The following is a 21,465-nucleotide window of genomic DNA, read 5'->3' as shown; positions in this document are numbered from 1 at the left end:
TTTATTTAAAAGATACTTGTACAATTGATTTCTTCATGTCTTCGAAAAGAAGTGGAACTTCCTCCTCAGTGGCTTTTTTGCCCTTTTCCTTTTTCTTTTTCGCCAATAGCTTCACACCGGCTTCTGTCACTTCTACTAGTTTACCTTGGATATCTTCTCCCGAAGTCAAAGAAATCTTCAGCTCCCTACCTATATTCTTGTCAAATTGCCTTTTGCTGCTCAAAGGAAAATCCAAACCTGGAGAAGAAACCTCCAAAACGTAAGCATCTGGCATAATTTCATTAGCTTCCAATTCCTCCGAAATAGCTCTACTTAGTTTAGCACAAGCGCGAATAGTCACTCCCTCATCAGCATCCAACAGGATATTGAGATGTTTTTTGCCTGTTTTCTCAGAGATATTCACTGCCACGATGAAATGATTCTCATCTGGAAGATGCTTCTCCGCGATCCCTTCGATAGCTTGTTTGAGGTCAGTCATAGTAGGTATAATGAAAGAGGGGACCTAATGGTGTCCCCTCCAGAAACTTTCGAATACGACGCAAAGGTAAAATAATTTTGCAGTAAAAACAATGCACCCTCTAATTGAAGATACAGAGATATTTAGGTTTTTTTCGCTAGAAAAGCTTCGTCAAATTATTCCTGTTTTAAAGTCATTTGATTTTGTTACCAAAAAATATCCCGATTCTATCAAATTTGTCCCATTAAGATAATAATTTTGCCGACCCCCGTTTATTATAAATGCTCGGCATAGTATATTAAACACTCAACTCCAGTAAATACAATCAAGACCTCAAAATGGGATTATTTGACTTTTTCTCTAGTGATATTGCAATTGACCTCGGTACTGCAAACACCCTGATCATTCATAAAGATAAAATTGTAGTAGATGAACCTTCTATTATTGCTATCGACAAAACCACCAACCGCGTATTGGCAGTAGGTAGGGAAGCAATGAACATGCATGAGAAAACGCATGAAAATATAAAAACGATCCGCCCACTCAAAGACGGAGTAATAGCTGACTTCTACGCGGCAGAACAAATGATCAGAGGATTGATCAAAATGATTCCCGGACAGAAAAAAGGCATGTTTCCTCAATCTCACCGAATGGTGATCTGTATCCCTTCGGGAATCACTGAGGTAGAAAAAAGGGCCGTCCGTGACTCTGCTGAACATGCAGGCGCCAAAGAGGTGTATATGGTCTATGAACCTATTGCTGCTGCTATAGGTATAGGTATAGATATAGAAAAACCAATGGGATCCATGATCGTGGATATCGGAGGAGGTACTACGGAGATCGCCTTGATTGCGCTCTCAGGAATCGTTGCAGATCAGTCTATCAGAGTAGCTGGTGACACTTTCACCAAGGACATACTTGACTACATGCGTCGTCAACACAACTTGCTGATCGGTGAACGCTCTGCTGAAAAAGTGAAAATCGCAATTGGCTCAGCGTTAACTGAGTTGGACGAACCTCCAGAAGATTATGAAATCAGAGGACGTGACCTGATGACTGGTATTCCTAAGGTCATTAAAGTCTCTTATTCAGAAATTGCTTTTTCTTTGGATAAATCTGTTTCGAAAATCGAAGAGGCAGTTTTGAAAGCCTTGGAAATATCCCCACCAGAACTGTCCGCGGATATCTATGACAATGGTATTCACCTCACAGGAGGTGGAGCATTGCTCAAAGGTCTGGACAAAAGACTTCATCAAAAGACTAAGCTTCCTATCCACATCGCAGAAGATCCACTTAGAGCTGTAGTGAGAGGAACTGGCACTGCCTTGAAAAACATACAGAATTTCCGAACAGTATTGATGACTTAAACCCTGAATGCTACGCATCCTTCAATTCCTTTATAGCCTAAGGTCTTTCCTTTTATTTGTTTTGCTTGAAGTATTGGCGATTTCACTCATTGTCTCCAATAATTCCCCTCAGGGTGCAGCTTTCTATAATAGTTCTAGTGCGATTACCGGGTCCGTGTTAAAGACTAGGTCTGATGTTTTGGATTTCTTTTCACTTGCAGAAGCAAACGAAGCCTTGGTCACTGAAAACGCAAGGTTGCTTGAGGTTCAGAAAATCATCAAAGCAATTCCTGACAGTACTGCTATTCCATTAGATTCTGCTTTGAGCGTTCAATTCAATTTCAGGGGAGCCCGCATCATCAGCAACTCTCTTCGATTTGGACAGAACCATCTTACGCTCAATAAAGGCTCCAAAGATGGAATCAAGCCTGGGATGGGGATTTTCAACGAACAAGGAGTAATAGGCCGGGTAAAATCAGTTTCAGAAAACTATTCAGTCGGCATATCTCTCTTAAATACAGGCTATACGCTTTCTTCCAAAATCAAAACTAATAATTCATTTGGTACGACTAATTGGGATGGGAAAGATTCTAAACACGCCAAACTACTTTACGTCGCCAGCCATGTGATGGCTAATGTAGGAGACACGATAGTTACTACTGGATTTAGCCATGTATTTCCTGAAGGCATTCAGATTGGAGTCATCTCCAGCGTTGAAAAAGGTGAAAACCCCAATTTCTTAGACATTGTCATAGAATTGAGTACTGACTTCAGCAGCGCTCACTACGTCTATCTCGTAGAAAATACCCAATCGAATGAGCTTGATTCGCTTTACCAGAATGCAGAAATAGAAAATGAATTTTAAAAATCTGATCACTTACGTTTTTCTGGTGATTTGCCTATGCTTAGTGCAGATTTTGTTTTTGAAAAATCTGGCGCTGTTTGGGGTGGGGTTCTGCTTTATTTATTTGTTGGCGATTTTAAGTTTTCCTATAAATATGCAAAGCTTCGCCTTAATCCTGATCAGTTTCGGGTTAGGTTTACTCATTGATGTGTTCTATGACACCCTAGGTATGCATGCATCAGCTGCCACGCTTTTGGCGTTTTTGAGACCATACTGGCTCAAAGCAATTAGCCCCAATGGCGGCTACGATGAAGGCACGAATCCGACTCTGCCTCAGATGGGATTAGGCTGGTATATAAGCTATTCACTGCCTTTAGTATTCGTATTTTCCCTTATGTTTTTCATAGCTGATCAATGGGGAACTGGAGGATTGTTTGGCGTCTTGAACAAAACGCTCTTCTCCTCGATATTCACAGTCATTTTGGCTATAATTGTACAATTACTGTTCTTTAAACGAAGAAGAGGAATCTGATGAACGACCAACGCCCCGTAGTAATTATCATCTTCGTATTCATCGTAGGTGCGGTCCTCTTGACCAAGCTTTTCATGATACAAGTGATGGACGACAGCTTTCTGAAAAGAGCTGAACGGAACGCTATTCAGCGGGTAGTAGATCACCCTTATCGTGGGTTGGTCTATGATCGAAATGGCAAATTACTGGTGTACAACAATCCGATCTTTGACCTGATGATCGTGCCTAAGGAATTTCAGGTTCAAGATACCGCGCGCTTCTTAGAGATTTTCGGTATCACCAAGGAGCATTTGATCGAAACCTATCAAGCTGCTCGGAAATACTCAACCGTCAAACCTTCAAGTTTTATCAAGCAGATTTCGACCAATGAGTTTGCTCGAATTCAGGATTTTTTGATTGATTATCCAGGGCTATTCATCATGACTCGGTCTGTACGTTCCTATCCAGAACCAGTAGCTGCTCATGCGCTGGGATATATAGGAGAAATCAGCGCTAGGCAACTAGAGCGCGACAGTTCTGACTACTATGTGCAGGGTGATTACATCGGCCTCAGTGGCATGGAGCGCTTTTATGAAGATGAGATGCGGGGTAGAAAAGGCGTAAAATACAAAATGGTCAACGTGCGAGGGGTGGACAAAGGTCCATTTAAAGACGGGGAATATGACACAGCGTCAGTCGCTGGAAATAACATCAACTCCTCCATAGATATGGAGCTGCAGAAGTATGGCGAAATGCTGATGATGGGAAAAACCGGATCTGTGGTAGCTATCGAGCCAAAGACAGGGGAAATTCTCTCTATGATTTCAGCGCCTTTCTATGATCCAAATACCCTGACTGGAGCAGATTTTAGCAAAAACTATACGGCGCTAAACAAACTGGAAACCAAGCCTCTGTTCAACCGCCCAATCATGGCTACCTATCCTCCAGGATCGATTTTTAAAATCGTCCAAAGTCTCATCGGACTACAGGAAGGTATTTTGACTCCAGAGACAACTTTTGCTTGTAATAGATCACTGGTAGCTTGTCACAACCACCCGTCACCTGTCAATCTTTTTGGAGCAATCAGGAATTCCTGCAATCCTTATTACCATCAGGCTTTTCGTCAGATCATCAATCAGGAAGTCTCTAGCAATACGTTCAAAGACACCGAGATTGGACTTGATAAATGGCGAGAACATGTCATGAAGTTTGGTCTTGGCAGCACTTTAGGAATTGATATGCCTAATGAAAAAGGTGGTGACGTCCCTTCCAGCAAATACTACGACCGCTACTATGGAAACGGACGCTGGAAATATTCAACGATCTATTCGCTTTCTATTGGACAAGGAGAATTGTTAGTCACGCCGATTCAGATGGCGAATCTTGCAGCAATCTTCGCCAACAAAGGCTATTATTATACACCTCACCTGATCCGAGCCATAGATGGGGACAATAGCAAAATCCCCCAAGAATACCTGACCAAACATGAAGTAGGTGTGGACGCCCATCATTTTGACATGGTACAGGATGCCATGGTGGAAGCCCTTTATGGAACTGCGCAGCGTGCTTTGATGAAGGATATTCAGATCGCAGGCAAGACTGGTACAGCTCAGAACCCTCACGGGGAAGACCACTCAGTCTTTATTGCTTTTGCCCCTAAAGACAATCCTAAAATCGCCATAGCCGTGTATGTAGAAAATGCTGGCTGGGGAGGAAGAGCTGCAGCAAGTACTGCTTCGCTGATGATAGAGAAATACCTTAGAGACAGCATCTCCAGACCAGAATTGGAGAAGTATGTGATCGCTGGAAACTTCATTTACTAATGCGCGAAACGGATATCAACATAAATCGGGTGGACTGGATCACCGTGATGATCTATTTTGCATTGGTCATAATCGGCTGGTTCAATATCTATGCGGCAGTCTATGACGGTCAAGTGGACAAAAGCATCTTCGACACCTCCATTAATTCTGGCATACAACTCGTATGGATAGGTACCGCAATCGCTATCATCACTGTGATCATGGCGGCAGATTACAGACTTTTCGAAAATTTAGCCATACCCATCTATTTAGTAATGTTAGTGTTATTGCTACTTACTCCTTTCATAGGAAAAGAGGTGAATGGCCAAATACTTACGATTGGGGTTGGATCTTTTCGGATTCAGCCTGGGGAATTTGCCAAATTTGCCACTGCGCTGGCGTTGGCAAAAATCATGGAAAGACCAACCTTCGATCTCTCCAAAACCAACTATCAATTGCAGGCTTTTGGAGTGCTACTTCTGCCGATAATTTTGATCATTCTTCAGCCTGATACAGGAACAGCCATGGTTTATTTCTCCATGTTCATCATGTTCTACAGAGAAGGGCTGCCGCAAAAATATTATGTACTAGGAATAGGCTTAATCGCAATAGCTTTATTAGCTCTAGGGATAGAAAACAACCTCTACCTCGCCGGAGCTATCGTTGTGATAGTGGTGATTCTTATACTTATGGGGAAAAAGACCCCTCAGCAGATCATTGGGTTTAGCGTTATAGGATTGGCACTAATTGCCTTCACGTATAGCCTTGACTTTGTTGTTTCCAAACTTCCGGAGCATCAGCAAAATAGAATCATGGTACTCTTCAATCCTGATCTAGATCCACTGGGTGTAGGCTGGAACGTCACGCAATCCAAAATCGCGATTGGCTCTGGCGGGCTAGCTGGGAAAGGCTATTTGCAAGGCACTCAGACCAAATTTGACTTTGTGCCGGAACAGCATACAGATTTTATCTTTTGCACCTTGGGAGAGGAATTTGGCTGGCTAGGAAGTTTCGTCGTGATCGCTTTGTTTGTCACACTGCTGACCAGATTGGTTTTTATGGCTGAGCGTCAAAAAAATAGGTTCAACAGGATTTATGGTTACTGCGTGATCTCTATTCTGATGTTTCACTTTATGATCAATATAGCCATGACTATTGGTCTATTTCCAGTAGTAGGAATACCTTTGCCCTTCTTTAGCTATGGTGGATCTTCCCTCTGGTCTTTTACCATTTTGCTTTTCATATTCATCAAAATGGATAGCGCCAGAGCCTTACAGCTGGGCAGAATGGGCTAAGAATCCAGCAGTTTTTGAAGCCAGATTTGCTTCTGAGGCTCTCTATAGTTGATAGCAAAAGGAGTGTGGAAATGATGTGCCTTGAGAAAATTAATCTGAAGATCCTTCCACTGCTGACCGTTAGAAATGACCTTCATATTGGTTAACTCTTCAAACAATTTCTGACTGATCTCAGGATAATCCTTTCTACCTAGGTAATCTAGGTCTGCATCACAAATAATACGCTGAAGATGATTTTGGGGATTTTGTGGGATTTTCGTAGCCATCACCAATCCTTTCACCAGATCTATTCTCTTCTGGTCTATACCCAACTTTTTCAGAAGGACTTCGGCCATTTCCGCACCTACTGCTTCATGATTAGTTGCTCCTTTAAGGAATCCCATATCATGGACTATCGCCCCTATCCTCAGTAGATACCGCTCTTCTTCTGAGAGTTTCTCTCTCTTGATGTATTGATTGCATACATTCAACACATCAAGCGTGTGCGCTATGCCATGGTAGGTCAGAGATGCTGGCAAGTCTGACTTTAGTTTCGACAGAACTTGTTTTCTAAGCGAACGATATCCTTTCATTAGTTCTACTGGGCTATAGGCTATAAAGCAGTCTTGAATGCATAATACAAAATATAGACGAACACTAAGCCAATGTTAAATGACAAATACCGGACGGAAAGATTGACATTTCTGAACTTGGTGGCCGTAATCTTCGCATTGATAAATACCTGCTCTCCGAGTTGGTCGAAAAGTGGTTTCCGAGCAGTGCTGACTTTTTCAAGTTCTTTTACATAGTCCTTGATAGGCCCATAGGAAGAAATAATGTTTCCGAAAAAGAACACACTTTTATCATAATTAGCTTCTATCTGTGGCATGAAGCATCTGAAACTATAATAAATAGAAATGACACTGAAGACGAACCATGTTCCCATGAAGCCATAAGTCAGGTAGTCTGACGTCGCTATCTCGATCAGGTGCTCATAAAACTGGAAGAAAACATTCATCAGCAAGCCGTAAAAAGATAGCACCAACCCTGCTTTAATTTCTGAAGCTTTGATCAGATCACGCAGATACATGATCAGGTACCAATAATTATCTACAGCATCTATGCCTGGATCTAGCGGCGGTACGTCTTTAAGTCCTTGAAATTTTTTACGCATAGGTGGAAAAAGCTAGCTCAAAAGGAACAACATCTGAAAAACAAGGTAATCTGTCAATCAAGCAATTCCTATAAATTAAGGAGAATTGATTGTATAAAAAGAAAAAAGAGCCGGGATTCAGCTCTCTTTTTTGGCAAAAGGGATAAGGAACTATACTTCGAATTTCCGATAGACCAGTAATAAAAACTCCTGAACTGGCTCCGAATCAATTTCCCAATTAAGCTCTTCTACATAACGGGAATTGACCAAACCTATCGCCTCATCAAAGGAGTCGCACTTATCGATGGATTTCAGCGCATGCTTCAGCAAATCTGCATTTCCATCAAATAACTCCTTGGTAAACATAAATCGCTGGTTAATGGCGACACTTTCCGCCAACTCTCCCAAAATCCCCTTCATTCCTTTATAGGATAGGGTCTCGAATTTTGCTTTAAGATGGTATGCATCCAATCCATTCGCGGATCCATTTCCGTGATTTACCGGTGCAACTCTAACTGGCTCTGGGGCTACTTCCACGATCTTGACAGGTTCTGGTGTAACGTCTCTACTGACAGGAGCCGGGGCTTCTACCTGATCGAAAAAAGAGCTTTTGGATTCAGCTTCCTTAGTCGGTTCTGAATGCGTCTCTACCACCGGAGTGGGAGCTGAAGAATCCTTCCCCAAATAAGTATCCAAATCGAAAGGCTTGACGTCGCCAAGAGTTGCTAGCAATAAATTCACAGATTCCAAAGAATCTTCTATCGCCTGGAAGTTGGCCGCGATAGCGCGCAGGTAGGCACTTTCATCATGACCAAACCCAGCCTTATCGATCAGAAATGAAACCACCTGATCATGCCATTTGTAATATTTCCTATTCTCCTTAAGAAACTCATTTATCTCACCAGTCGGAGCTTTGGATATTTCGTTTTGGTAAAAAGAAACCGGATCTGTAGCCACCTGAACCGCCTGTCTAACGGCGGTTTTCAGTAGAGGCTGAAGTTGCTCACTTTCTATTTTGATTCTTCGAGAAAGAACATTCATAAACTCGGTGAGCGCTTCATGTACGGTGATATCCCGATAGTCGAAGTACGGGCTGCTTTTCAGCTTACCAAGCTCTTCCTGCCATAGTTCAAATAGTCTTTTGATGACGAAAAAATTCACCTGAGCGCTATTTGTCAGCTGCACGATGTCTTGTCCGGTCATGTATTGTTTGCCAGAGAAAAACTGTCCACAAACAATTCTGGAATAGTCTTCCGCGTATTTTTCTAAATAATTGCTGTTAATTTGAGTTGTCATTGAAGAGTGATGTTTACAAAAGTCAACGAACAAATGCCTCAAATCGTCATAGAAAATCTATTTAATCTGAGGATTAATTCGAGTAGCGTTCATCGTAAAGTTATCGAAATTATTCATGAAAATGGAATCGACTGGATGCATGCCTGTGGGAAAAAAGGAAGATGCACCACTTGCAAAATCATCGTCAAGTCCGGATCCGAAAACCTCTCCCCTCCCACCAAACCTGAACTTGATTTCCTAAAACTTGGAAGATTGAAAACTGATGAACGACTGTCTTGCCAAGCAGAACTTACTTCGGGCGAGCTAGTTGTCCGAGTTGGGGAGTTAAATAAGTTTCCACACGTAGCATACAGCAAATAGAATAGGTATGTTTTTAGAACCCTCTATAAGTGGGCTAAAGTCCTCAGGAAAAAAAGGCCAGATCGAGGTGATCTGTGGTTCTATGTTTTCCGGAAAAACGGAAGAACTGATCCGCAGACTGAATCGAGCGAATATAGCGCGGCAAAAAGTGGAGATCTTTAAGCCTTCCATCGATAAGCGATACGACGAGAATGATGTAGTCTCCCACAACGAGAGCAGCATCCGATCTACCCCTGTCAACTTTGCAGACGACATCTTATTGCTGACAGGTGATTGTGATGTAGTGGGAATAGACGAGGTGCAGTTTTTTGATGAGCAGATCGTGACCGTGGTTCGTAAACTTGCCGGCCAAGGCAAACGAGTAATCGTCGCTGGACTGGATATGGATTTTGAGGGGAATCCCTTTGAACCTATGCCCAAGCTGATGGCCATCGCCGAATACGTGACCAAGGTGAATGCGATCTGTATGAAATGCGGTGACTTGGCTGCATTTTCCTTTAGACTTTCTGATGCCAAAGAGAAAGTTGTCTTGGGTGAAAAGGAAAGCTATGAAGCACGGTGTAGGAAGTGTTTTTATGAGGATAAGAAATAGTAGGATGTCATATGCTGGATGACTGATGTTTTGCTGTTATACCTTTCTGCTTGCTATAATGATGAATGATGAATGTAAAAAAATGAAGTCACCTAACCAACGAATGCCTCAAAAGGACGAATACTGTTAATTCCAAGCAATGCTCAAAAAAACCCAAGGAATAGTGCTGAGTGCCATTCGATACAAGGAAACGAGCATTATCGTGAAGATTTTCACCCGGGAGCTAGGACTAAAGTCCTACCTAGTCAATGGTGTGCGATCTCAAGGCAACAAGTCTAAAACAGCTTTATATCAGCCACTTACCCTTCTCGATCTTGTCGTCTATGATAAAGATAATGGAGGACTTCAACGAATCTCTGAAGCTCAGTTGGCCCGAGCTCATCAGCTAATCCCTTTTGATTTCACCCGAACGGGTCTGGCGCTCTTTATCACGGAGGTGATCAGCAAGTCTATTTATGAAAATTATCAAAATGAATCTCTTTTTGATTTTTTACATAATTGCATTGTAGAACTTGATCACAAAGAGGCTCAGCTAGCTCAATTCCCACTCGTGTTTTTGCTGGAAAATGCCATTTATTTAGGTTTCGCTCCGGAGGAAGCACTGGGCTTTTTGGCAGAAAGTAGATCTCAACCATTTTCACCTGCAGAGCTTACGCTAGCCGAAAACTACCTAAGCATCCTCATGCAAGAGTCTTTTTCCAATACCGTCAGAATCAATAAGGCCCTACGTCAAAAACTATTGGATCACTTGCTGGACTTTTATAGCCAACACCTAGACAATCCGGGAAACTGGAAATCCTTGGCGATTTTGAGGCAGATCAATGAATAAATTTCTCGTGGTCTCCCGCCATGGCGCTAAGGCGCACTTATTGCCTTCACATCCTACTAACTTATCGACAATCTTTCAATTTCTCCTTCCCTGTTCAATTCTCTTTGAACCTCTGTGCCTCAAAAAGCCCACCCTTTCCATATCACACATTTCCAAAACAATAATTTGTATTATCCAAACTCAAACCTTAATATTGTGCCATCACCGTGAATGAGCAAGTCAGCCCACTTTGACTTGAGTGTTTCCTGCAGATCTTTTTTGCTCAGAAAATCATCCACGATCCCAAATACCGCATTTACTACATTTTATTTATTTCATACCCTCTTTATGTACAACATAGAAGAACTCAGAGTCAGGTTACTGTCTGAACTGAAGGAAATCGCTGAGGAGCTTAGTGTCAAAAATCACAAATCTCTGAAGAAAGACGAACTCGTCTATGCAATTCTCGACCAGCAAGCCATCACCCCAGAGCAAGCCTTACCAAAAAAGAAGCCTTCCGCAGCTGAAGAGCCACCAAAAGCAGCCGAGAAACCAGCAGAAGCCCCAAAACCTGCTGCTGCCAAACCAAACGAAGAATCGGAATACAAGCCGAAATTCAAAAGACAGAACGTAACAGCAATCCCTAAAGCAGAAGAAACGCCTGCCGAAGAGTCCCAAAAAGCGCCTGAACCTAGAACAAAGGAAGCTAGGCCAGACTGGAAAGCTAAGAAAGAGGCTCCAAACGAGCGTCCCGAGAAAAAATCACAGCCACAGCCAAAAGTTGAAGCAAATGCTGAAGAGCCAAAAACCTTCAGACCAAGACGAAAAGTCTTCGAAGAAGTAGAGCCATCTACAGAAAACAAACAAGAAACACCTGCCACAGCTCCTTCTCAGCCTAAGCAAGAGCAAGAAATAGAACTTCCAAAAAGAAAGAATTTCAAATCTGCGGACGAAACTATGGCTCCTGCAGCCGAAACAGGTCCACCATCTAATCGTCGTCGTCCAGGAGTGAACCCTCGCGAATTCGACGGTGTGATAGAAAATGAAGGTGTATTGGAAATGATGCAAGAAGGCTACGGCTTCCTTCGCTCCTTGGATTACAACTACCTTGCCTCCCCGGATGATATCTATGTATCACCTAGTCAAGTAAAACTATTCGGATTGAAAACCGGTGACCATATCAAAGGCTCAATCCGTCCGCCAAAAGAAGGTGAAAAATATTTTGCCCTGCTAAAAATAGCCACGGTAAACGGCAAGACCACAGACGAAATCAGAGACCGTGTTCCTTTCGAATACCTTACACCCCTTTTCCCTGAAGAAAGATTAAACCTCTCTACTTCTGGCGATAAATTCTCTACCAGAGTAGTAGATCTTTTTGCCCCGATCGGCAAAGGCCAAAGAGGTATGATCGTAGCTCAGCCCAAAACAGGTAAAACAGTATTGCTGCAGCAGATAGCGAACGCCATTACCAAAAATCACCCGGAAGTCCATCTGATGATCCTACTGATCGATGAGCGTCCTGAGGAAGTGACAGATATGGCGAGATCTGTGAATGCAGAGGTGATTTCCTCCACATTTGATGAGACGGCTGATAGACATGTGAAGGTTTCGAACATCGTTTTGGAAAAAGCCAAGCGTATGGTGGAAGTAGGTCATGATGTAGTAATCCTATTGGATTCTATCACCCGACTTGCCCGAGCACACAATACCGTGGTTCCAAGTTCTGGAAAAATACTTTCTGGTGGGGTGGATGCCAATGCACTTCACAAGCCAAAGCGCTTCTTCGGTGCAGCACGAAACGTAGAGAATGGAGGTTCTTTGACTATCATCGCTACTGCTCTGGTAGAGACAGGTTCGAAAATGGACGAGGTGATCTTTGAAGAATTCAAAGGAACTGGTAACATGGAACTCGCATTGGATCGTAAGCTTTCCAATAGAAGAATCTATCCAGCTATCGACGTACTTAACTCAGGTACTCGTCGTGAAGATCTACTCATGGACAAAGAAGAGATGCAACGAGTATGGATCCTTCGTAAGCTAATGAGCGACATGAACTCTCAGGAGTCCATGGAATTCCTACTTCAGCGAATGAAAGGAACCCGCGACAATGCGGAGTTTTTGATCAGTATGAATGGGTAAATCCTGATTCACCCAAACTAAAGCTAGCCTCGCCCACCCATGGACGGGGCTTTTTTCTGCAAATCAGAAAGTCAGTATCTGCTTAGGAGAAATGACAGTAGCTCTACAAAAACCTTCCGCTCTTCTACCAACCCTAATAAATGAAATTCAAAATTTTCATTTATAGAATTTTTTTTAGTTTTCTGATTATTAGACCATTAAAAAATATGGTCATTTTTTGAAGATATTTTTATGTATTTTGAACCGATTTAAATTGGATTCATCACCCTCGAAATTAGGAATCCAATTCTTAATGATGCTCAGATCCTTTTTAAAAATATCCCACCTTTTTCAAAAGAAGGTCTTCAAGACCTCAGTTCTTTTGACGATTTGCTCATTGATTTTGAGTATATATGAGGGGTATGGACAGTGTCCGACTACCCAAACCTTCACAACCACTGGCCTCCAGACCTTTCAAGTTCCTGCGGGAGTAACTTCCATCACAGTAGAGACGTGGGGAGCAGGAGGTAGAGGTACTTCAAGAGTTTCTACTAATGGCCGTGGAGGTGGTGGTGGAGGCGGTGGATATTCTAGAAGTGTTGTAACTGTGATCCCATTAACCAATTTCAATTTTTCGGTAGGTTCTGGAAGCACGAGTGATTTACCTGGGGGTAACTCTTGGTTTTCGCTTTCAAATGAAGCCGCAGCCTTAGTTTTGGCTAGAGGAGGAGAATCTGCTCCAACGGATGAGCCAGGGGGAGTACAATTTGGAGCTGGCGGGGCTCTAGGTGTTGGATCAGTTAGGTATGCAGGTGGAAATGGTGAATCGAGAGGAGGAGGTTCTAACGGAGGAGGAGGCTCTTCTGCTGGAACTCTAGCAAATGGAGACGATGGAACTAGACCTGCCGGAGGAATTGCCCCTGCGGGAGGAGGTAATGGAGGTGATGGAAATCCCGAAACTTCAGGTGGAAGCCCTTGGGATGGTTTTCCAGGTCTGGGCCCTGGAGGAGGTGGTGGTGGTGCACGAAGACAGGGTGGTGGATCTTCTGCAATTGGAGGTTCCGGAGCAGATGGACTAATTGTGATCACCTATATCTTACCTGCTAATACAGTCACGGCAGCATCAAACAGTCCTACTCTTTGCGTCAATACTACAAGTATTTCAATTACACATACTACAACTGGTGCAACTGGTATTGGAATACCAATTAATTTACCTACCGGAGTTACTGCTTCTTGGTTTTCAAATACCATAACTATATCGGGAATACCGAGCGTTTCAGGAACTTTCAACTATTCAATTCCAATGACTGGTGGCTGTACTACAGGTCAGAATACAGCCACAGGTACTATCACAGTCGTTCCTAGCCCTACCGTAACCGCAGGGCCTGCCTTAGCAGCAATTTGCCAGGGACAAACCTCGGATCCCATGGGGGGAGGTTTTGGTGGAGAGGCCACAGGCGGAATCTGGAGTGGTGGAGCAGGTACCTGGACCAATGCCAACAACCCTGCAACGGCTACTTACACTGCTGGTCCAACTGAATCAGGATCAATCACCTTAACCCTGACTTCAAGTGGCGGTTCATGTGGCACTACTACCACTACTAAAACAATTACAGTCAATCCAATTCCTACAATAACTCCGGGACCTACACTGGCAACAATTTGCCAAGGTCAAACCTCGGCAGCTATGGGAGGAGATTTTGGTGGTGGGGCAACCGGAGGTACTTGGAGTGGTGGAGCCGGTACTTGGACCAATGCAACTAATCCCGCCCTAGCTACTTACACTGCCAGTCCAACTGAATCAGGATCAATCACCTTGACCCTGACTTCTAGTGGAGGTTCATGTAGCATTACTACTACAAAAACAATTACAGTCAATCCAAATCCTACAGTAACTCCGGGGCCTGCCTTAGCGGCAATTTGCCCAGGACAAACCTCGGATCCCATGGGGGGAGGTTATGGTGGCGGGGCCACAGGCGGAATCTGGAGTGGTGGAGCAGGTACCTGGGCAAATGCCAACAACCCGGCCACAGCTACTTATACTGCCGGTCCAACTGAATCAGGATCAATTACCATGACCCTAACTTCAAGCGGCGGTTCATGTGGCATTACTACCACTACAAAAACAATTACAGTCAATCCAAATCCTACAGTAACCCCGGGGCCTGCCTTAGCGGCAATTTGCCAAGGACAAATCTCGGCTCCCATGGGAGGAGGTTATGGTGGCGGGGCCACAGGCGGAACCTGGAGTGGTGGAGCCGGTACCTGGACCAATGCCAACAATCCAGCAACAGCTACTTATACTGCCGGTCCAACTGAATCAGGATTAATCACCTTGACCCTAACTTCAAGCGGCGGTTCATGTGGCACTACTACCACTACAAAAACAATTACAGTCAATCCAAATCCTACAGTAACCCCGGGGCCTGCCTTAGCGGCAATTTGCCAAGGACAAACCTCGGCTCCCATGGGAGGAGGTTTTGGTGGCGGGGCAACCGGAGGTACTTGGAGTGGTGGAGCAGGTACCTGGACCAATGCCAACAATCCTGCAACAGCTACTTACACTGCTGGTCCAACTGAATCAGGATCAATCACCTTGACCCTGACTTCAAGTGGCGGTACGTGTGGCACTACTACCACTACAAAAACCATTACTGTAAATCAAAATCCTACCGCCAATGCTGGAACACCTTTGTTCGCGATTTGCCAAGGACAAACCTCTGCCCCTATGGGAGGTAGCGTGGGCGGTGATGCCACAGGCGGTACTTGGAGCGGTGGAGCAGGTACTTGGACCAATGCAAACAATCCAGCAACAGCAACCTACACCGCAAGTGCATCTGAGTCAGGAAATATTGCCCTTACGCTGACCACTAGCGGAGGCCTTTGCGGATCAGTTACAGTCACTAAAAATATTACTGTAAATCAAAATCCAATTATAAATGTGGGTTCGACTCTGCCAGCGATCTGTCAAGGCCAAACCTCGGTGGCAATGGGAGGAAATGTAAGTGGAGGAGCTACCACCGGGACCTGGAGTGGTGGTACGGGCACTTGGACCAATGCCAACAACCCTGCAACAGCAACCTACACCGCGTCTCCATCTGAATCAGGTTCCATTACACTTACCCTGACTGCAAGCAATGGATCATGTGTTTCTAGTAGCACCAAAACAATAACTGTTAATCCGAATCCGGTGGTAAATGCTGGGCCTGCATTAGCTGCCATTTGTCAAGGTCAACAATCAGCGGCCATGGGTGGAAGTGTCACCGTAGGCGCATCTGCTCTTTGGAGTGGGGGTGCTGGTACTTGGACCAATGCAACTAATGCTGCCACCGCAAGATATACTGCTGGTGCATCCGAGTCGGGAGTGATCACTCTTACCTTAATGTCAACCTTAGGATCTTGCACCGTCACTTCGACCAAGACAATAACTATTAATCCTAATCCAACAGTTTCATCAGGAACTGCATTTACCAGCCCGATTTGCCAAGGACAACCCTCACCACCAATGGGTGGAAGTGTGGGCCCGGGAGGTGCGACAGCCCTTTGGACAGGTGGTGCTGGTACATGGTCTAATGCTACTAATGCTGCTACTGCAACGTACACCCCATCCACCTCCGAGTCTGGCACAATCACATTAACCTTGACTGCTTCACTAGGAACCTGCTCGGTCTCTACGACAAAGACCATTACAGTCAATCAATTACCTACCGTTACTGCCACTCCTGCATCCCAATTTAGGTGCGACAACATCGCTTCCGGAACGATCATCACACTTTCTCCGGCGCCCCGAAACTTGGCCGGAACTACCTATGAATGGAGCCGAACCAACCCGGTTGGTCTGGTAGGAACCGGTGCAGGCACGGCACTTTCGGGAACTACGTCTGGAACTACGCTAGTTGGTACCTTTAAAAATAACACTACTTCCAACATTACTACCACTTATACCATAACCCCGATCGGACCTGCCCCTTCCTTTTGTCGTGGTGTACCAGTGAATGTTAATGTAACTATTTATGCCCCTCAAGTAGCGCCTGTAGTAAGTTCATCACAAACGGTTTGTGTTTTTAATGATCCGGCCCTATTGGTTGGTACAGCAGCTACAGGTGGAAGCAACAACTATACTTATCAATGGCAAAGAAGGGCATCTTCGACAGGATGGACCACTGCTGACAATATTGCCGGTGCTACAGGAATTACCTATCAACCTCCAACCACAAATCCATTTAACGCCAATGGAAATAACTGGTATTACAGACTTGTGGCAACTGACCAATGTGGTGTAGTTGTAAGTAATATCATATTTGTGGAAGTAATTAACGACTTAAATGGTCTATCTTTTCCAGCACAGGTCGATAATTCTACCATTCCTTCTTCACCAATTTGTCCAGGTACATCATTTGCTCCTGAGGTAGAAACTCCAGGCCATTTCTCTTCTTCAGCTGTCCGATATTCTTGGACTGCAGATCCCAATTTCATAAGTCCTTCAACAGGAGGTCCAATTGGAACAACTAGTGCTCCATTCTTCTTCGGCTTTTTCCGAACTTCTCAAGCTACTCTTCCATCGCTTACGGCCACAAATAATACGAATGCAACCGTTACAACCACTATAACTATCACACCTAGAGTTTATAATTTTTCTACAGGGGCGGAGCTTTGTAGCTCATCACCTACATCCTTCACAGTAAGGATACGCCCAACACCTGTTCTCACAGCGACACCGGCATCATCGAATATTTGCAGCGGCGGCTCCACAGCCATCGCCTTAAGTAGTAATATCACAGATAATCCAACTACCTATTCTTGGACAGCTAGCTTAGTGAGTGGATCAGCTACAGGATTTAGCAACCAAACTTCTTTTGTCGCAGGGCCGATTAATCAAACGCTTACCAATACAGGGTCTACCCCTGCGGTTGTTCGGTATGTTATTACACCAAGGTCAAGTAATTGTACAGGAGCTACGCGAACTGTTGACATTACAGTTAATCCAACTAATACAATAACTAGAACTTCAGCTGCCGCTACTACTACTCAGACTATATGTAGTGGTATAGCTATAACGCCAATTACTTATACTACCACCGGGGCCACTGGAGCTACTGTTTCTGGACTTCCCTCCGGGGTAACGGGAGTATGGTCAGGAAATGTTTTGACTATCAGCGGAACACCAAATGTACCAGCTGGAGGATCATTCAATTATGCTGTTAGTATGACTGGTGGATGTACTTCAGGTCAAGTGGCACCCACTGGAACAATTACTGTTCTTCCTATTCATACCATCACCGCAGCCGCCAACCGGTCAGTTTGCAGAAACGCTGCTATGTCACCTATTACCATGACCCTAGGTGGAGGAGCTACGGGAGCGACGGTCACAGGACTTCCGACCGGGGTAACTTCGAACGTTTCGGGAACCACCCTGACCATAAGCGGTACGCCAACGGTATCGGGATCATTCACTTATAATGTCACTACAACCGGAAATTCCTGTGCAACCGCCTCAACAGTGGGCACCATTACTATAGATCCAATTCATACCATCACGGCAGCAAGCAGCCCAACAGTTTGTCAAAATGCTGCTATGCCGCCAATCACCATGACTTTGGGTGGTGGAGCTACCGGTGCCACTGTATCAGGCTTACCTGCAGGAGTCACATTCAATGTATCGGGAACTACTTTAACAATAAGTGGGACCCCTACAGTTACAGGTTCCTTTAATTACGCAGTCACAACAACCGGCAATACTTGTGCTACAGCAACGACAAATGGAACTATAACCGTAGCCCCTATCCATGCCATCACCGCTGGAAGCGACCGAACGGTTTGCCAAAATACTCCAATGACTCCGATCACTATGACACTGGCAGGCGGAGCGACCGGTGCAACGGTAACAGGCCTGCCTGCTGGTGTAACTGCCAATGTATCCGGTACTACCCTCACCATAAGCGGGACACCTACAGTCTTTGGACCTTTCAATTACACAGTATTAACAACCGGTAATTCTTGTACCGTAGCAACAACTGGAGGAATAATCACTGTAACTCCTGTCCATACCATCACTGCAGCAAGTAATCAAACGGTATGTCAGAATGTCGCTATAACAAACATAACAATGACCTTGGGAGGTGGGGCGACAGGTGCAACTGTAACGGGATTACCTGCGGGCATAACTTTTAGTGTTTCCGGTACAACCTTAACAATAAGTGGCATACCTACTGTATCAGGTTCATTCCCGTATTCTGTTACAACAACCGGTAATGCCTGCACTACCGCGACAACGAATGGTACAATTACCGTTAGTCCAATTCATACCATCTCCGCGGGAAGTAACCAGACGGTATGCCAAAATGTAGCGTTGGCAAATATAACGTTAACCTTGGGAGGCGGAGCAACAGGAGCAATAGTAACAGGCTTGCCTGCAGGAGTAATGGCTAACGTATCCGGTACAACACTGACAATAAGCGGTACACCAACAGTTTCAGGATCATTTCCTTACACTGTGACAACTACCGGAAATACCTGCGCTACTGCAACTACTACCGGTACGATCACAGCTACAAATCAAAGCTATCCAATCACAGACATTGATGTCCTAAACCCTTCTGCTGGTTCTCCTCCATACACTTCCGAGTTTAGTGTCTATAGTGGAGGGTTTGTACCAGGAACTTATACCGTAGTTTACAACTCTACTGGGGTAAATTCGGCTACTAATCAAACTGTGACAGGTACAGTAACTACCAACGGAGTACTTACTTTCAATTCCCAATCTTATTCCAATGAAGGAACGAGTATCCTAGAGATCATTTCCATTCGAAACAACGGGGATAATTGCACCTACTTCCCTCCTACAAACACGAACATTCCATATGGGGTAAATTGCAGCACAACCTATTTGCAAAGCGATGGAAATAAAATTTTCTATGTACCTGCAGGAGTATCCCAAGTAACCATTCAAGCATTTGGAGATGGTTCATCTTCCAGTGCTGAAACCATGACTGTAGTCCCGGGTGGGGCGATATTCGTTGTTTTCGATGGAAGTGATGTATTTGCCACTGAAGTTCCCGCATCAGAGCCTAAAGCTGACCGGATTGCAGCAGCAATTGTCACCGCAGTTGGACCAAATGGAAGGATTATTTTTAGTTTTGACTGTCCCACTGTTACTCCTTGCTCTTCTCAGCTGGATAATGGCAGCAATTACATTGACTCAGAAGGATTTACTGTTTTAAGATTTAGCGCTGAGGGACCTTGTACTTGGACTGCACCTGATGGATTAGAAGAATTTGAAGTATTGGTTGTCGGTGCTGGCGGAGGCGGAGGTTTTGGTCCGGCTGCGGGTGGTGGAGGTGGTGGTGCCGTTATTTACCGGCAGTATACAGGAATTACAATGGGTGGAGAAATTGGACTTCAAAATGCAACTTTCAACCTATCGATAGGAACTAAAGGAAGAGGAGCTAATGCAGGTGAAAGAGGCTTAGATGGATTAGCAACGTCCTTTGCAGGAGCTACTTTTGACTACTCCGGATCTAATTCATTTTCTGACTTGACTGCTCAGGGAGGAGCAGGGGGAGGTTCTACTGATTCGAATGCTTCTTTTAGGCAGGGTGCAAATGGTTCTGGTGATGCATCCGGTGGTGGTGGAGCGGCGTATTTGTTGAATGCTTCTACTGGTGGGATCAGTGCCGGTACGGGATATAGTGGTGGAAATGCCTTCACTGATTCTTTCGGTAGTGCTGGAGCAGGTGGCGGAGGTGCAACAGGCCCTGGTGTCAATGGCCTAAGTTCCGGAGGTGGAACTCAGATGAATGGAGGAAATGGAGGAAATGGAATTGCTTACAACATATCTGGAGAAGCTACCTATTATGGTGCAGGAGGTGGAGGAACAGCTATTGGCGCAACATCAAATATTGAAGGCCTCGGTGGAAGTCAATATACCGCAAACTCAAATATCTACTTTGCTGGAGGTGGCGCAACCAATTCTGGAGTAGGCCAAACTGCTACTACATTCGGATCTGGCGGAGGTGCTGGAGGAAGTCGCGGAGGAGATGGTTTTCCTGGCGTCATTTACATCCGCTACCCCAACTACCGTATCCTCCCAGTAGAATACCTATACTTCGATGCTAAGTATAACCCAGGCTTTAGATCTGGAGATCTGACTTGGGCTACGGCCAAAGAATGGGAAAATGATCGATTTGAGATCGAGCGATCTATAAATTCTATGGACGAATGGGAAACAATCGATCAGGTTGCGGGCGCCGGTTATTCTGATGAACCAGTGGATTATGAATTTAGAGACCAAAAACTTCCAGGTGCTGGAGGAAATATCTTCTATCGTCTAAAGCAAGTCGATTTCGATGGAGACTCCACCTACAGCGAGACACGAGCCATCAAGGTAGAAGCCTTACCTGGAGTAACTAGCTGGAGGATATTCCCGAATCCAACTACTGGAAATCCATTTAATATAGAAATACTAGATCCTTCTGCCTACCGTGATGAAGCAATCACTTTGCGGGTGATTGCTCCTACTGGCCAATATGAACTAATTCAAGTTACCGACATACGAGAGATGGGTGCCTTGGTTAGCCGTTATTTTGAATCCAAAGCTGCTGGAGTCTATACTATAGAGATCGCATGGGGTGCCAGGAGGGAATATCATAAGGTGATTTTGAAGAGGTAGATTTCAATAGTTCTGTAGAAAAAAAGCACGATCAGAGAAATGTTTTGATCGTGCTTTTTTCATGACATGATAGGTCATGCTTCTAGCAACTTTTTCTTCTGCAGCCTCAGCTCACAATTTGTCATTGTGAGGCATTACTGTAGAATTTATTATCCGATAAACCCAATCCTTAGACCCAGTTATCGAAATGAAAAAGATGCTAATCCCACATAAAATCTTACCTTGGTGGATAG

At 44.5% G+C, this 21,465-nt stretch carries 14 protein-coding genes; 10 read left to right on the top strand and 4 right to left on the bottom strand.

What is annotated here, in order from left to right:
• Window position 1: 1 nt before the first annotated feature.
• Window positions 2-478, bottom strand: a complete 477-nt coding sequence (locus tag ABJH64_RS09215) for a ribosome maturation factor RimP (protein ID WP_348275348.1) — start codon at window positions 476-478, stop codon at window positions 2-4.
• Between the two features lie 317 nt (window positions 479-795).
• Here ABJH64_RS09215 and ABJH64_RS09210 point away from each other — a divergent pair, with 317 nt between their 5' ends.
• Genes ABJH64_RS09210 through rodA form a run of 5 tightly spaced genes read left to right on the top strand, consistent with a single transcriptional unit; the run spans window position 796 to window position 6,255 of the window.
• The gene (locus ABJH64_RS09210) at window positions 796-1,824 is read left to right on the top strand and encodes a rod shape-determining protein (RefSeq protein ID WP_348275349.1); all 1,029 of its coding nucleotides are present in this window, start codon (window positions 796-798) and stop codon (window positions 1,822-1,824) included.
• Between the two features lie 7 nt (window positions 1,825-1,831).
• The gene (mreC, locus tag ABJH64_RS09205; RefSeq protein ID WP_348275350.1) at window positions 1,832-2,668 is read left to right on the top strand and encodes a rod shape-determining protein MreC; all 837 of its coding nucleotides are present in this window, start codon (window positions 1,832-1,834) and stop codon (window positions 2,666-2,668) included.
• Window positions 2,658-3,179 carry a rod shape-determining protein MreD gene (locus ABJH64_RS09200; protein ID WP_348275351.1) on the top strand — a complete coding sequence of 174 codons (522 nt, stop codon included), beginning with the start codon at window positions 2,658-2,660 and terminating at the stop codon, window positions 3,177-3,179. Before mreC ends, ABJH64_RS09200 begins: the two co-directional genes overlap by 11 nt.
• Window positions 3,179-4,981 carry a penicillin-binding protein 2 gene (gene mrdA / locus ABJH64_RS09195; protein WP_348275352.1) on the top strand — a complete coding sequence of 601 codons (1,803 nt, stop codon included), beginning with the start codon at window positions 3,179-3,181 and terminating at the stop codon, window positions 4,979-4,981. Before ABJH64_RS09200 ends, mrdA begins: the two co-directional genes overlap by 1 nt.
• On the top strand, window positions 4,981-6,255 hold the full coding sequence (gene rodA / locus ABJH64_RS09190; RefSeq protein ID WP_348275353.1) for a rod shape-determining protein RodA: 1,275 nt from the start codon (window positions 4,981-4,983) through the stop codon (window positions 6,253-6,255). The genes mrdA and rodA overlap by 1 nt, the downstream gene beginning before the upstream one ends.
• On the opposite strand, the gene ABJH64_RS09185 is transcribed toward rodA, so the two are convergent.
• From ABJH64_RS09185 to ABJH64_RS09175, 3 genes are all read right to left on the bottom strand, one after another.
• The gene (locus ABJH64_RS09185) at window positions 6,252-6,827 is read right to left on the bottom strand and encodes an HD domain-containing protein (RefSeq protein WP_348275354.1); all 576 of its coding nucleotides are present in this window, start codon (window positions 6,825-6,827) and stop codon (window positions 6,252-6,254) included. The genes rodA and ABJH64_RS09185 overlap by 4 nt on opposite strands.
• A gap of 20 nt (window positions 6,828-6,847) precedes the next feature.
• On the bottom strand, window positions 6,848-7,408 hold the full coding sequence (locus ABJH64_RS09180; protein ID WP_348275355.1) for a Pycsar system effector family protein: 561 nt from the start codon (window positions 7,406-7,408) through the stop codon (window positions 6,848-6,850).
• Between the two features lie 150 nt (window positions 7,409-7,558).
• On the bottom strand, window positions 7,559-8,683 hold the full coding sequence (locus tag ABJH64_RS09175) for a hypothetical protein (RefSeq protein WP_348275356.1): 1,125 nt from the start codon (window positions 8,681-8,683) through the stop codon (window positions 7,559-7,561).
• A 33-nt stretch (window positions 8,684-8,716) separates the two neighbouring features.
• On the opposite strand from ABJH64_RS09175, the gene ABJH64_RS09170 reads away from it, so the two are divergent.
• From ABJH64_RS09170 to ABJH64_RS09150, 5 genes are all read left to right on the top strand, one after another.
• Window positions 8,717-9,043 carry a 2Fe-2S iron-sulfur cluster-binding protein gene (locus ABJH64_RS09170; RefSeq protein ID WP_348299253.1) on the top strand — a complete coding sequence of 109 codons (327 nt, stop codon included), beginning with the start codon at window positions 8,717-8,719 and terminating at the stop codon, window positions 9,041-9,043.
• Between the two features lie 7 nt (window positions 9,044-9,050).
• A complete protein-coding gene (locus ABJH64_RS09165) occupies window positions 9,051-9,635 on the top strand; it encodes a thymidine kinase (protein ID WP_348275358.1) in 585 nt (194 codons plus the stop codon).
• Between the two features lie 139 nt (window positions 9,636-9,774).
• Complete coding sequence (gene recO / locus ABJH64_RS09160; protein ID WP_348275359.1) at window positions 9,775-10,464, top strand: DNA repair protein RecO; 690 nt, start codon at window positions 9,775-9,777, stop codon at window positions 10,462-10,464.
• A 327-nt stretch (window positions 10,465-10,791) separates the two neighbouring features.
• Window positions 10,792-12,582 carry a transcription termination factor Rho gene (gene rho, locus ABJH64_RS09155; protein WP_348275360.1) on the top strand — a complete coding sequence of 597 codons (1,791 nt, stop codon included), beginning with the start codon at window positions 10,792-10,794 and terminating at the stop codon, window positions 12,580-12,582.
• A gap of 382 nt (window positions 12,583-12,964) precedes the next feature.
• The gene (locus ABJH64_RS09150) at window positions 12,965-21,232 is read left to right on the top strand and encodes a glycine-rich domain-containing protein (RefSeq protein ID WP_348334764.1); all 8,268 of its coding nucleotides are present in this window, start codon (window positions 12,965-12,967) and stop codon (window positions 21,230-21,232) included.
• Window positions 21,233-21,465: the final 233 nt, after the last annotated feature.

Source organism: Algoriphagus sp., assembly GCF_039969895.1.
In the GTDB taxonomy this organism is placed as follows: domain Bacteria; phylum Bacteroidota; class Bacteroidia; order Cytophagales; family Cyclobacteriaceae; genus Algoriphagus.
The sequence above is the reverse complement of the archived record's forward strand: the minus strand, read 5'-3'. Positions and strand labels throughout refer to the sequence as shown.